At 73.2% G+C, this 12,130-nt stretch carries 10 protein-coding genes; 5 read left to right on the top strand and 5 right to left on the bottom strand.

The window, feature by feature from the left end:
• The first annotated feature begins 150 nt into the window (after window positions 1–150).
• From msuE to ssuD, 5 genes are all read left to right on the top strand, one after another.
• A complete protein-coding gene (gene msuE, locus DK419_RS29135) occupies window positions 151–735 on the top strand; it encodes an FMN reductase (protein WP_208642272.1) in 585 nt (194 codons plus the stop codon).
• Window positions 732–1,679 (top strand): aliphatic sulfonate ABC transporter substrate-binding protein, encoded by a 948-nt coding sequence (locus DK419_RS29140; RefSeq protein WP_208642273.1) that lies wholly within the window; start codon window positions 732–734, stop codon window positions 1,677–1,679. The genes msuE and DK419_RS29140 overlap by 4 nt, the downstream gene beginning before the upstream one ends.
• Before the next feature lie 7 nt (window positions 1,680–1,686).
• Window positions 1,687–2,478: an ABC transporter permease subunit gene (locus DK419_RS03000; protein ID WP_109957780.1), complete on the top strand. Its 792-nt coding sequence runs from the start codon at window positions 1,687–1,689 to the stop codon at window positions 2,476–2,478.
• 32 nt (window positions 2,479–2,510) lie between these two features.
• Window positions 2,511–3,353: an ABC transporter ATP-binding protein gene (locus DK419_RS03005; RefSeq protein WP_109957781.1), complete on the top strand. Its 843-nt coding sequence runs from the start codon at window positions 2,511–2,513 to the stop codon at window positions 3,351–3,353.
• Between the two features lie 382 nt (window positions 3,354–3,735).
• Complete coding sequence (ssuD, locus tag DK419_RS03010) at window positions 3,736–4,899, top strand: FMNH2-dependent alkanesulfonate monooxygenase (RefSeq protein WP_109957782.1); 1,164 nt, start codon at window positions 3,736–3,738, stop codon at window positions 4,897–4,899.
• 67 nt (window positions 4,900–4,966) lie between these two features.
• Here the strand turns inward: ssuD and DK419_RS03015 are convergent, their stop codons facing one another.
• The 5 genes from DK419_RS03015 to DK419_RS03035 form a co-directional block, all read right to left on the bottom strand.
• On the bottom strand, window positions 4,967–5,350 hold the full coding sequence (locus DK419_RS03015; RefSeq protein WP_109957783.1) for a type II toxin-antitoxin system VapC family toxin: 384 nt from the start codon (window positions 5,348–5,350) through the stop codon (window positions 4,967–4,969).
• Window positions 5,350–5,631, bottom strand: coding sequence for a FitA-like ribbon-helix-helix domain-containing protein (locus DK419_RS03020; RefSeq protein ID WP_245442815.1), 282 nt, complete (start codon window positions 5,629–5,631; stop codon window positions 5,350–5,352). The genes DK419_RS03015 and DK419_RS03020 overlap by 1 nt, the downstream gene beginning before the upstream one ends.
• A 66-nt stretch (window positions 5,632–5,697) precedes the next feature.
• Window positions 5,698–8,919, bottom strand: a complete 3,222-nt coding sequence (locus tag DK419_RS03025; protein WP_109957784.1) for an error-prone DNA polymerase — start codon at window positions 8,917–8,919, stop codon at window positions 5,698–5,700.
• A 226-nt stretch (window positions 8,920–9,145) separates the two neighbouring features.
• Window positions 9,146–10,648 carry a DUF6504 family protein gene (locus tag DK419_RS03030; protein ID WP_109957785.1) on the bottom strand — a complete coding sequence of 501 codons (1,503 nt, stop codon included), beginning with the start codon at window positions 10,646–10,648 and terminating at the stop codon, window positions 9,146–9,148.
• Window positions 10,566–11,306 (bottom strand): ImuA family protein, encoded by a 741-nt coding sequence (locus tag DK419_RS03035; RefSeq protein WP_109957786.1) that lies wholly within the window; start codon window positions 11,304–11,306, stop codon window positions 10,566–10,568. Before DK419_RS03035 ends, DK419_RS03030 begins: the two co-directional genes overlap by 83 nt.
• Window positions 11,307–12,130: the final 824 nt, after the last annotated feature.

Here is a 12,130-nt window from a genome sequence, read left to right on the forward strand (position 1 = left end):
GCCATAGCAAGATCAACTCTCGCTATACGTTCATTTAAAATCTCATTTCATTGACGGATCCCGGCACCGGTCGCATCGTAGCGACACCGAGCACGGGGGCCGCGACGCCCCGGCCGTGCATGTGCCCCCTGACCTTTCGGATCGACCCCCATGACGCGACCGCGCCTCGTCGGCTTCTCCGCCAACATCCAGCGGCCCTCGAAGACCCGCACCCTGGTCGAGGCGATCGCCGCCGAGGCCGCCGTGCGGCTGCCGGTCGAGGTGCGGATCTTCGACCTCGTCGATGCCGGCCCCGGCCTCGGGGCCGCGCTCACCCGCGACCAGCTCTCCCTGCCGGCCCGGCGCCTCGTCGAGGCGGTGGAGGAGGCCGACGCCCTCGTGGTCGGCACCCCCGTCTACAAGGGCGCCTATACGGGCCTGTTCAAGCACCTGTTCGACCTCGTCTCGCCCGAGGCCCTGGCCGGCAAGCCGGTGGCGCTCGCCGCCACCGGCGGCGGCCCGCGCCACGCCCTCGTGGTCGAGCACGCCTTGCGCCCGCTCTTCGGCTTCTTCACCGCCTTGACGGTGCCGACCGCGGTCTACGCCTCCGACCCCGATTTCCGCGAGGGCGGCCTCGACGCCGCGGCGATCCGCCAGCGGGTCGCCGAGGCGGGCGACCAGCTCGCGACCCTCGCCGGGGCCCGCGCCGCAGCCTCCGCCGCTCCCCTGGCGCGGGCCGCCGGGGGTGCCCGGTGATCGACCGCCGCAGCCTCCTGGCGGCGGCCCTCGCGGGGGCCGCCGCCCTGCCGGCCCGGGCCGCTCCGGCCGACACCCTGCGCATCGGCTACCAGAAGAACGGCACCCTGGTCGTCGCCAAGCAGCAGGGCGCGATCGAGGCGCGGCTCAAGCCCCTCGGCGTCGGCGTCACCTGGGTCGAGTTCTCGTTCGGCCCGCCGCTCCTCGAGGCGATCAGCCTGGGGGCCATCGACCTCGGTCCGACCGGCGACGCGCCGCCGATCTTCGCGCAGGCCGCAGGGTCGCCTCTGGTCTACGTGGCGGCGCAGGAGGCCGCGGGCTCGGGCGCCGCGATCCTGGTGCAGAAGGAATCCCCCATCCGCACCCTCGCGGACCTCAAGGGCAGGCGCGTCGCCTTCGCCAAGGCGTCGAGCGCGCACAACCTCACCATCGCGGCCCTGGAGAAGGCAGGCCTGACCTACGGCGACATCGAGCCGGTGACCCTGGCGCCGGCCGACGCCGCGGCGGCCTTCGCCCGCGGCAGCGTCGATGCCTGGACGATCTGGGACCCGTACTTCGCCATCGCGGAGCTGCAGCCGACGACCCGGGTGCTGACGCTCGCCACCGACATCGCCAGGCCGAACAGCTTCTTCCTCGCCCACCGGAGCCTCGTCGCCGAGCGCGGGCCCGTGCTCGACGCGGCGCTCGACGCGCTCGCCGACATGGCGCGGTGGTGCGAGGCCAACCGGGGCGAGGTGGCGGCGATCCTCGCGAAGGGCACCGGCGTGCCGCTTCCCGCGACCCGCCGGGCCGTCGACCGAACCGACTACGTCATCGGCCCGATGACCGCGGGCGCGGTGGCCGAGCAGCAGCGCGTCGCCGACCGCTTCCACGCCCTCGGGTTGATCCCGCGCCCGATCCGGATCGCCGACGCGCTGCGCGCGCCCGTCCCCCAGAACGGCTGAGTTCCCGATGCCCGCCCTCGCTCTCCCCTCCCCCGCGGCCGCCGCGCGGCGCCTCGCCCCCTGGCTGCTGCCGGCCGTGATCCTGATCGGCTGGCAGATCGCCGGCTCGGCCGGGCTGGTCTCGACCCGGCTGATGCCCGCCCCCCTCGACGTCGCCGCCGCCGGCTGGCGCATGGCCGAGACCGGCGAGCTCTGGACCAATCTCGGCGTCAGCTTCCTGCGGGCGGCGAGCGGCTTCCTGATCGGTGGCGGCATCGGCTTTGCCCTCGGGCTCGCCAACGGGCTGTCGCGCCTGTCGGACAGCCTCACCGACACCACGGTGCAGATGGTCCGCAACATCCCGCACCTGTCGCTGATCCCGCTGGTGATCCTGTGGTTCGGCATCGGCGAGGAAGCCAAGCTCTTCCTCGTCGCCCTTGGGGTGTTCTTCCCGATCTACGCCAACACCCTGCACGGTATCCGCTCGGTCGATCCGCAGCTCGTCGAGATGGGCCGGATCTACGGCATGTCGCGGCCCGAGCTGTTCTGGCGCGTGGTGCTGCCCGGCGCCCTGCCGTCGATCTTCGTGGGCCTGCGCTACGCGCTCGGCATCATGTGGCTGACGCTCATCGTCGCCGAGACGATCTCGGCCTCCTCGGGCCTCGGCTACATGGCGATGCAGGCGCGCGAGTTCATGCTGGTCGACGTCGTGGTGCTGGCGATCCTGATCTACGCGCTGCTCGGCAAGGTCGCCGACCTGCTGACCCGCCGGCTCGAGCGCGCCTGCCTCGCCTGGAACCCGGCCTACCGCTCGGCCTGAACCACCCGCTCTCGCCTCCAGGGTCTCTCCCCATGATCGCCAGCACCCTCCGCCGGTTCGAGGGCGTCGCACCCGCCCTCCCCGCCCGCCCGCGCCGCGAGGCCCAGAACAGCCCGGTCGCCCGGGAGATCGCCCGCGACCGGATGCCGGCGACCGGCCTCGGCATCACGCTGCGCGGCCTGTCCAAGTCCTTCGACGGCGGTCCACCGGTGATCGACGGGCTCGACCTGCACATCCCGGCGGGCGAGTTCGTCGCCGTGGTCGGGCGCTCGGGCTGCGGCAAGTCCACCCTGCTGCGCCTGATCCTCGGCCTCGAGGCGCCGAGCGCCGGCCGTGTCGCCATCGAGGGCGGGGAAGCCCCGCGCCGGATCATGTTCCAGGAGCCGCGGCTCCTGCCCTGGGCGCGGGTCCTCGACAACGTCGCGGTCGGGCTCGGGCGCGACGGCTCGGCGGCCGGGCGGCGGGAGCGCGCCGGCGCAGCGCTTCACGAGGTCGGCCTCTCCGAGAAGGCGGGGCAGTGGCCCGCCACGCTCTCGGGCGGCCAGCGCCAGCGCGTGGCGCTCGCCCGCGCCCTCGTCAGCCGCCCGGGGCTCCTCGCCCTCGACGAGCCCCTCGGGGCGCTGGACGCGCTGACCCGCATCGACATGCAGGCGATGATCGAGCGGATCTGGCGCGCGCAAGGGTTCACCGCGCTCCTCGTCACCCACGACGTCGCGGAGGCGGTGGCGCTCGCCGACCGCATCCTCGTCGTCGAGGCCGGCCGCATCGCCCTCGACGTGCCCGTCACGGTGCCCCGCCCGCGCCGGCGCGGCGACCCGGAGCTCGCCGCCCTGGAGGGGCGGATCCTCGACCACCTGCTGGATGGGCGGATGTAATTCGCCCGAAGAAACCGTCACTATCCGCGTCATACCGCATTGATCTGCACGATCACAAGATTAAAATCAGATAAAACATCCTTCTGATCTGCAATCATATCAATCGCGGGATCCCCTCTCCCGTGTGGGAGAGGGGTAGGGGTGAGGGTGACACGCTTCAGCGTGAAGCTCGGATCGTCCCGCTGCCAGCACGACGCTTCGTGCCTTGTTGCGGAACCGTGTCACCCTCACCCCCTCCCCCTCTCCCACACGCGAGAGGGGAGATGTGCTCTATCTTCATTCGCGCAGATCAGGCGGAATTCGAAAAATTTCATGAAGCCGGCGCCGTCTCGTCTTGCTCCCCCGAGCAGACCGGCGCCCACCCCCTCACCGGAGTCTCCCCATGACCGGCCAGACCGACGTCCTCTGGTTCCTGCCCACCCACGGCGACGGCCGCTACCTCGGCGCCCAGGAAGGGGCGCGGGCCGTCTCCCTGCCCTACCTGCGCCAGATCGCGCAGGCGGCGGACGAGCTCGGCTATTACGGCGTGCTCCTGCCGACCGGGCGCTCCTGCGAGGATTCCTGGGTCGTCGCCTCGGCGCTGGCGCCGCTGACGAAGCGCCTGCGCTTCCTGGTGGCGGTGCGGCCGGGCCTGCAACTGCCCGCCACCGCCGCCCGGATGGCCGCGACCCTCGACCGGATCTCGGACGGGCGGCTCCTCATCAACGTGGTCACGGGCGGCGATCCCGTCGAGCTGCGCGGCGACGGCGTGTTCCTCGCCCACGACGAGCGCTACGCCGTGACCGACGAGTTCCTGCGGGTCTGGCGCGGCCTCCTCTCCGGCGAGACCGTGACCTACCAGGGCGAGCACCTGCGGCTGGAGGACGGACGGCTGATCTTCCCGCCGGTGCAGAAGCCCTACCCGCCGCTCTATTTCGGCGGCTCGTCGCCGGCCGGGATCGAGGTCGCGGCCGAGCATTGCGACGTCTACCTGACCTGGGGCGAACCCCCGGCCGACGTGAGGGAGAAGATGACCCGGGCCCGCGAGGCGGCGGAGAAGCGCGGCAAGACCTTCTCGTACGGCATCCGCCTGCACGTCATCGTGCGCGAGACGGAAGGCGCGGCCTGGGAGGCGGCCGAGTCGCTGATCTCGCGCCTCGACGACGCCACCATCGCCAAGGCGCAGGCGACCCTGGCGCGCCAGGATTCCGTCGGCCAGAGCCGGATGATGCAGCTCCACGGCGGCCGGCGCGACAAGCTGGTGGTCTCGCCGAACCTCTGGGCCGGCGTCGGGCTGGTGCGGGGCGGCGCCGGCACCGCCCTCGTCGGCTCCCCCGACCAGGTCGCCGACCGGATGAAGGAGTACATCGATCTCGGCATCGACCGCTTCATCCTCTCCGGCTACCCGCACCTGGAGGAGGCCTACCGCTTCGCCGAGCTGGTCTTCCCCAAGCTGCCGCTCCGCAGCACCACCGGCACCGCGGCGACGGGCGCGCGCAACGACGGCCCGTTCGGCGAGGTGATCGCCAACGACATCGTGCCGGCGCGGGGGGTGGCGGCGCATTGAGGAGGGTAACCTCCCGACCATATCAGGCGGGCCCCGTTCGACGGGCCGAGCGAAGTCGGACGGGCTCTCAGCCACGCCACGGATCGATGACGGTGAGTCCGCAGCCACTGAACCCGCCGACATCGCGCGTCGCGATGCTCGCTCCCGCACTCGCGACCGTGGCCGCGATGAGCGCATCGAATCCTTCGATCGGCCGTCCGGCCTTGCCCCTGCTCGCGACGATCCGCGCATAGTGCGGGGCTGCATCCGCGTCGAACGGGAGGACGCGCCCGGCAAAGTCTTCCGCGAACATCACCTCGACCGGCACACCCAAGGTGTCGCGCCGCTTGCCCTGCGGCATCGCCGCGACTCCATGGAGGAGCTCAGCGCGCGTGATGCTGGTCGTATAGAGGTTGTCGCGCGGCTGTGCCGACACCCAAGCCACTACGCTGGCATGCGGCCGGGGGCGCATCAACTCGGAGACGACGTTCGTATCGAGAACGATCCTCCGTCGAAGCGCGGCCGCGGACCGATCGCCACCGGCGGATGCGGCTCGAGCTCAACGCCACCGAGCGGCGCGAAGCGGCGGCGGATCGCCTCGGCCAGATCGACCGTCTCGCGTGGAGGTGGTGCGACGCTCTCGGCGAGGATCGCGCGCGCCTCCGCTTCGATGGAGCGGCCGTGGCGCGTGGCGCGCAGGCGCAGCGATTCTTCGACCTGGATATCGAGGTTACGGATCGTGAGCGTGGCCATGGGCGATTCGCGTATGGGCAGGCCGGTTGTGTAGCGTGAAAGGCCGAACCCCGGCAGGGCCGCCCCTCACCGGAAATCCCGGCTCCCCACCCGCAGCGGCCGGCCTACCCCCCGCGGATCCGCGCCCCCGCGCCGCGCCTCGTCCCCCCGCCCGCCATCGACCGCCAGCGGCTCGGCCTGCGCGTCCTCCGCCACCCGCGCGAGCAGGTCCGAGCGGTCGATCAGGTGCTCGGCGACGAGGTGGATCACCTCGCCCTCGCGCTGCACCCGGCCGCGGGCGGCCATCAGGCCGGCCTGGAGGATCAGGGTGCGCTGGCGGGTGAACAGGGACGGCCAGATCACCAGGTTGGCGACCTCGGTCTCGTCCTCGAGGGTGATGAACATCACGCCCTTGGCCGAGCCCGGCTTCTGGCGCACCAGCACCAGCCCGGCCACCGTCACCCGGGTGCCGTCGCGCAGGCGGCGCAAGGCGGCGCAGGCCGAGACGCCGTCGCGCGCGAGTTCCGTCCGCAGGAAGGCGAGCGGGTGGCGGCCGAGGCTGAGGCCCGACGCCCGGTAATCCGCCACCACGGCGGCCCCCTCGCCGAGCGGGGCGAGGCGCACCGGTGGCTCGGTGAGTTCGGGGCGGGCCGACGCCTCGCGCCGGTCGGCGGCCGCGAAGAGCGGCAGCGGCGCGGGGGCGAGGCCGCGGATCGCCCACAGGGCCTCGCGCCGCTCCAGCCCGAGGCACGCGAAGGCATCCGCGGCGGCGAGGCTGCGCAGACCCTTGAGCGAGAGCCCGGCCCGGCGCCACAGGTCCTCGACCGAGCGGAACAGGTCGGCCTCGCGCACCGTCGCGATCCGGGCGCCGTCCTGGTTCGGCAGTCCGCGCACCAGCCTCAAGCCCAGGCGCACCGCGAGGCGCCCGTCACCCGACGGCTCCAGGGTGCAGTCCCAGCGCGAGGCGTTGATGCCGATCGGCTTGACCTCGACCCCGTGGGCGCGTGCGTCGCGCACGATCTGGGCCGGGGCGTAGAAGCCCATCGGCTGGGCGTTGAGGAGGGCGCAGCAGAACACCTCGGGATGGTTGCACTTCAGCCAGGACGAGGCGTAGGCGATGAGGGCGAAGGAGGCGGCGTGGCTCTCCGGGAAGCCGTAGGAGCCGAAGCCCTCGAGCTGGCGGAAGGTGGAGGCGGCGAAATCCGGGTCGTAGCCGTTGGCGATCATGCCGCCGATCAGCTTCTCCTCGTAGAGCCCGATCGTGCCGTCGCCCTTGAAGGTGCCCATGGCCCGGCGCAGGCCGTCGGCTTGCGCCGCGGTGAAGCCGGCGGCGACGATCGCGACCTGCATCGCCTGCTCCTGGAACAGCGGCACGCCGAGGGTGCGCTTCAGCACCGCCTTCAGCTCCTCGGTCGGGTAGGTGACCTCGTCGAGCCCGCGGCGCCGGCGCAGGTAGGGGTGGACCATGTCGCCCTGGATCGGGCCCGGCCGGACGATCGCGACCTCGATGGTGAGGTCGTAGAGATTGCGAGGCTGCATCCGCGGCAGCATCGCCATCTGCGCCCGGCTCTCGATCTGGAACACCCCGACCGTGTCGGCGCGCCGGATCATCGCGTAGGTGGGTCCGTCGCCCTGCGGGATATCGGCGATCTCCCGCGGCGGGTTCGTCTCCGGCCGGTGCTCGGCGAGCAGCGCGAAGGCCCGGCGCAGGCAGCCGAGCATGCCGAGCCCGAGCACGTCGACCTTCATGAAGCGCAAGGCTTCGATGTCGTCCTTGTCCCACTCGATGATCTGGCGGTTCTCCATCCGGGCCGGCACCACCGGGCAGAGGAGGTCGAGCCGGTCGAGGGTCAGGACGAACCCGCCCGGATGCTGGCCGAAATGGCGCGGCGTGCCGATCAGCGCCCGGGCGATCTCCAGCGTCAGCCGCAAGGAGCGCTCGGAGAGGTCGAGGCCGAGCGCCTTGGCCTCGCGCTCGCCGACGCCGTCGCGCGACCAGCCCCAGACCAGGCGGGCGAGCCCGCCGGTGACGTCCTCCGGCACGCCCAGCACCTTGCCGACCTCCCGCACCGCCCCGCGGGCGCCGTAGCGGATCACCGTGGCGGTGAGCGCCGCGCGCTCGCGGCCGTAGGTGGCGTAGATCCACTGGATCACCTCCTCCCGGCGCTCGTGCTCGAAATCGACGTCGATGTCGGGCGGCTCGTCGCGGTTCTCGTTGATGAAGCGGGCGAAGAGCAGGCCCTGCTCCACCGGGTCGATCGCCGTGATGCCGAGGCACCAGCAGATCGCCGAATTCGCCGCCGAGCCGCGGCCCTGGCACAGGATGCCCTGGGAGCGGGCGTAGCGGACGATCGCCTCGACGGTGAGGAAGTACGGCGCGTAGGCCTTCTTGGCGACGAGGTCGAGCTCGTCGCCGAGCTGCCTGCGGACCGCCTCCGGCACGCCTTTCGGGTAGCGCCTCGCCGCGCCCTCCCAGGTCATCGCCTCGAGTCGTCCTTGCGCCGGGCGGCCGTCCGCCCCGGCCTCGTCCGGGTAGGTGTAGGTCAGTTCATCCAGGGAGAAGCGGCAGGCTTCGGCGATCGAAGCGGCCCGGGCGAGCGCCTCCGGGTGGCGGGCGAACAGGCGCGCGGTCTCGTCGGGCTCGTGCAGGTGGCGCCCGGCATGGCGCTCGCGGGAGAACCCCGCCGCCGCGATGGTGGTCTTGAGGCGGATGCAGGTGACCACGTCCTGCATCATCCGTCGCTCGGGCACGTGGTAGAGCACGTCGCCCAGCGCGACGGTCGGCACCCGGGCGGCCCGGGCGATCCCCGCGAGACCATCGAGCCGCAGGTGGTCGTTGACGCCGAAGCGGCGCGACAGGCCGCAGGAGAGGTCTTTGCCGAAGATCGCCTTCAGGATGCGCAGGCGCTCGGCGAGCGCGTCGTCCGGCCGGTCGGCGGGCAGCACCGCGAGCAGGCCCCGGCTCCACGCGGCGACGTCGGCGATTGCCAGGTGGCAACCGCCGTGGGGCGCCCGCTCGCGCGAGCGGCCGATGGTGAGCAGCCGGCAGAGCCGGCCGTAGGCCTCCCGGTCGGTGGGGTAGACGAGCAGGCTCCAGCCTTCCGCGAGGTCGAGCCGGCAGCCGACGACCAGGCGGCAGCCGGTGGTGCGGGCCGCCGCGTGGGCCCGCACCATTCCGGCGAGCGAGTTGCGGTCGGTGACGGCGAGCGCCCGGATGCCCAGGAGGGCGGCGGCGGCGAACAGCTCCTCCGGCGAGGAGGCGCCGCGCAGGAACGAGTAATGGGTGGTGACCTGAAGTTCGACGGTCATGGTGAGACCGATCGACGGCTGACGGCAGAATCGCCAATACCCTTCCTCTCCCACACCACGACCTCATCCTGAGGTGCGACTGAAAGGAGCCTCGAAGGAGGGCTCCAGGAATCGCGGAGACTTCTGAAGCCCTCCTTCGAGGCTGCTTCGCAGCACCTCAGGATGAGGTCACGATTGGGATGAACTGCGTCGGCCGAAGCCGGCAAACTTCGGGAGACCGGCCGCATCACGCCTCGCCCAGACCATGCAGCCACCAGCGCGCGCCCTCCGGCGTCAGGCAATCGCGGAACAGCCAGTAGCGGGCGCCGGTCTCGTCCTCGACCCGGTAATAGTCGCGGGTGGCCGCGGCCTCGTCGTCGGACAGCCACCACTCGCCGAAGATCCGTTCCGGCCCGTCGGCCCGGGCCACCCGGCGGCGGGTGCCGCGCCAGGTGAAGGCGGAGGGCGGGGCGTCGGGGAGGGCTGCCAGCACCGCCACCGGCTCCGGGACGGGGAGCAGCCGGCCCGGCCGCGGCAGGTCGGCCGGCCAGGTGATCCCGGTGGCGGGGCTCAAGGGGGCGACCCGGCGCACCGCCCGCTCGGGCCACTCGCTCTCGACGGGGGCCCGGCGGAACACCCGGCCCGGGCCGAGGCGCAGCACCAGCCGGTCGACGAGCTCGGCCATCGTGTCCGGGTCCGGCTCCTCGCCCGGGGCCGCGATCTGGCGCGCCTCCAGGCGCTCGACGGCGGCCGCCGACAGCCGCGCCTCGTCGAGGCCGTGGCCGGGATCGATGTGGCCCAACCGCTCGCAGAGCAGGCGCGCGAGGTGGCGGGGATCGCGGCTCGGACGGGCGGTGCCGACGCTGACCGACTGGTCGAGCCCGTCGACCCGGCGGAACACCAGGTCGAGCCGGCGCGCCCCGAGGCCGTGCCGGGTCAGGTCCTCGGCCAGAAGGGCGGTCAGCCGCCCGGTCACCCGGGCGAGCGTCTCGGGCGCGCCGATCGGCTCCGGGAAGGCGAGGCGCACGGCGTGGTCCACCGGCGGCGCCAGGTACGTGAGCGGTTCGGGCGCGTGGCCGAGCGCCTGGTCGAGGCGACGGGCGGGCGCCTCGCCGAAGCGCAGGCGCAAGGGGCCGCGGGGCTGCCCGGCGAGGTGGGCGATCCGGGTGAGGCCGAGCTGGGCGAGCCCCGCGACGGTGTCGCGCTCGAGGCGCAACGCCCGGAGCGGCAGGTCGAGGAGGGCGTCGCGCTGGCCGCCCGGCGGCAGCACGGTCTCGGGTGGCAGGCAGCGGGCGGCGGCCCAGGCAGCGCCGGGGGTGTCGGCTAGCGCCGCCCGCACCCGGTAGCCGGCCCGGGCGAGGCGGCGGCGTAAACCGGCGAGCAGGGCCGCCTCGCCGCCATGCAGGTGGGCCGCCCCCGCGACGTCGATCCAGATCCCGTCCGGCGGATCGGGGGCGACGAGGGGCGCGTAACGCAGGCACCAGGCCGCGAGGCGGTGGAGCGCAGCCGCATCCCCCTCCGGGTCGGCGGCGATCACCGTGAGGCCCGGCACCATGGCCTGCGCCTGCGCGAGCGCCAGGCCGGGGCGCAGGCGCGCCGCGCGGGCGGCGCGGTCGACGGCCGTGAGCACCCGGCGCGGGCCCTCCTGGCCTGCGGCCACCACCGGCTCATCCGGCGGCTTGCCGCCGTGCCGGCGCCGCCACAGGTCGGTCGACCAGGTCGGCAGGAACACGCAGACGACCCTTCGCATCGGGAGCCTCGAGGAGCCAGGTGCGGGGCTCGGCGCCCCGGGCGCGCAGGAGCGCCACGGTCCAGCGGGCCCGCGACAGGCCCGGCAGGGTGAGAGCGGCGGAGGGCGCCGCGGTGACGCCCCAGCGGGTCGCGGCGGCGTTCGGCTCCGGCACGGCGGCGCCCCAGCGGCGGATCACCAGGGCGAGCCCCCCGCTGCCCTCGGCGGCGAGCTGGAGCCGGCGCGACGGGGTGAGCCCGAGCCGGGCGACCTCGCCGACCACGGCGGCCAGGCCGCGATGGCGCAGGCCCTCCTCCATGGTGGGCAGGACCTCGGTCTCGCGCCGGGTCTCGGCGTAGAGCACCCGGTCGGGATGGAGCCCGACCGCGGCGAGGCCGGGGGCGAACAGGTCGCGCCCGGGCAGGCACCACAGCACCGGGCCCGAGAGCCTCGCCAGGATCGCGGCGGCGAACAGGGCCGCGAGCGCCCCCTCCCCGTCCACCGGCCCCGCCGCCAGCACCTCGTGCACCGCGCCGAGGCGCAGGCCCCCGCCCGGCAGGTGCGCGTCGAGGGGGGCGACGCCGAACGGCAGGACCGGCCGCCCCGCCCCCTCGGGCGCCAGCCCCCCGATCCGCTCGCGCAACGCCGCGAGCTGCCGTTCCCGCTCGGCCTGCCGCATCTCATGCCCATCACCGAACCGAAGCAACAACTCGTTCTTGTTTTGTTCGGTTTCACGGGAGTGTCAATCGGGGCTGTGGACGGGTGGGCTGTCAGAGCCTCGCGGAAACCGGCTCCTGTTGACGGGAGCGGGGATAGCCGTCCCGGCGGCACCCGGAAAGCCCGATGGCCCAAGGGGATCGGGCGGGGCCGCGGTGCGGGACACGACCGGGCACAGCCGTTGGACAACCCGCGCCAAGCCGCCAGGAGCGCCGCTGAGCTGGATTCCGGGCCGGCGGGTGCCGTACAACGGTCCTGGGGCGGAACGGGCCTCCACGGGCCTCCTGGTGGAGAATCCGGGGTTCCCGGCTTGCCCACCTCGCGTCGCCCGCCGGATTCGCAAATCCGGCGCCGTCCGGGGGTGGTATTCCGGCCTCGCGCGGCACGCCGAATTGCCTACGCGGCGCCATCCGCGATTCACACAGCTTTCCAAGCTGTTAATCGGGGGGCTACGCCGAGTCACCTACGGGGCCACGCCGAGTCGCCTTCGCCGGGCGGGGGATTCCGCGCAGACCTGCCTACGCGGGTGCGCCGAGTTGCCTACGCGACCGCGCAGACCTGCCTACGCGAATGGGTCCCAACCCCTTGGCAGGTCTCAGAAAATCGCGGCCCCATATAATACCCATATAGCTCTACGGATTCAGACTCGGAATCTAGATTCTGAATCTCTCATAAAAAGGCTTTCGGGGATCAGGAGTTAGGGGCCATTCGCGGCGATCGGCGCGCCGGCGGCATCCCGGGGCCTTCGGCCGGGGGATGCGCGAGCCCCCTCCCCTCCCCTCCCCG

Origin of the sequence: Methylobacterium terrae (assembly GCF_003173755.1) — a bacterium.
Lineage (GTDB): Bacteria > Pseudomonadota > Alphaproteobacteria > Rhizobiales > Beijerinckiaceae > Methylobacterium > Methylobacterium terrae.

What these genes read in the sequence shown, in the direction of transcription:
- DK419_RS03005 (WP_109957781.1), top strand. Translation starts at nt 2,511, where the DNA reads ATGATCGCCAGCACCCTCCGCCGGTTCGAGGGCGTCGCACCCGCCCTC.
- DK419_RS03020 (WP_245442815.1), bottom strand. Translation starts at nt 5,631, where the DNA reads ATGGCCACGCTCACGATCCGTAACCTCGATATCCAGGTCGAAGAATCG.
- DK419_RS03015 (WP_109957783.1), bottom strand. Translation starts at nt 5,350, where the DNA reads ATGCGCCCCCGGCCGCATGCCAGCGTAGTGGCTTGGGTGTCGGCACAG.
- msuE (WP_208642272.1), top strand. Translation starts at nt 151, where the DNA reads ATGACGCGACCGCGCCTCGTCGGCTTCTCCGCCAACATCCAGCGGCCC.
- DK419_RS03035 (WP_109957786.1), bottom strand. Translation starts at nt 11,306, where the DNA reads ATGCGGCAGGCCGAGCGGGAACGGCAGCTCGCGGCGTTGCGCGAGCGG.
- DK419_RS03025 (WP_109957784.1), bottom strand. Translation starts at nt 8,919, where the DNA reads ATGACCGTCGAACTTCAGGTCACCACCCATTACTCGTTCCTGCGCGGC.
- DK419_RS03030 (WP_109957785.1), bottom strand. Translation starts at nt 10,648, where the DNA reads ATGCGAAGGGTCGTCTGCGTGTTCCTGCCGACCTGGTCGACCGACCTG.
- DK419_RS03000 (WP_109957780.1), top strand. Translation starts at nt 1,687, where the DNA reads ATGCCCGCCCTCGCTCTCCCCTCCCCCGCGGCCGCCGCGCGGCGCCTC.
- ssuD (WP_109957782.1), top strand. Translation starts at nt 3,736, where the DNA reads ATGACCGGCCAGACCGACGTCCTCTGGTTCCTGCCCACCCACGGCGAC.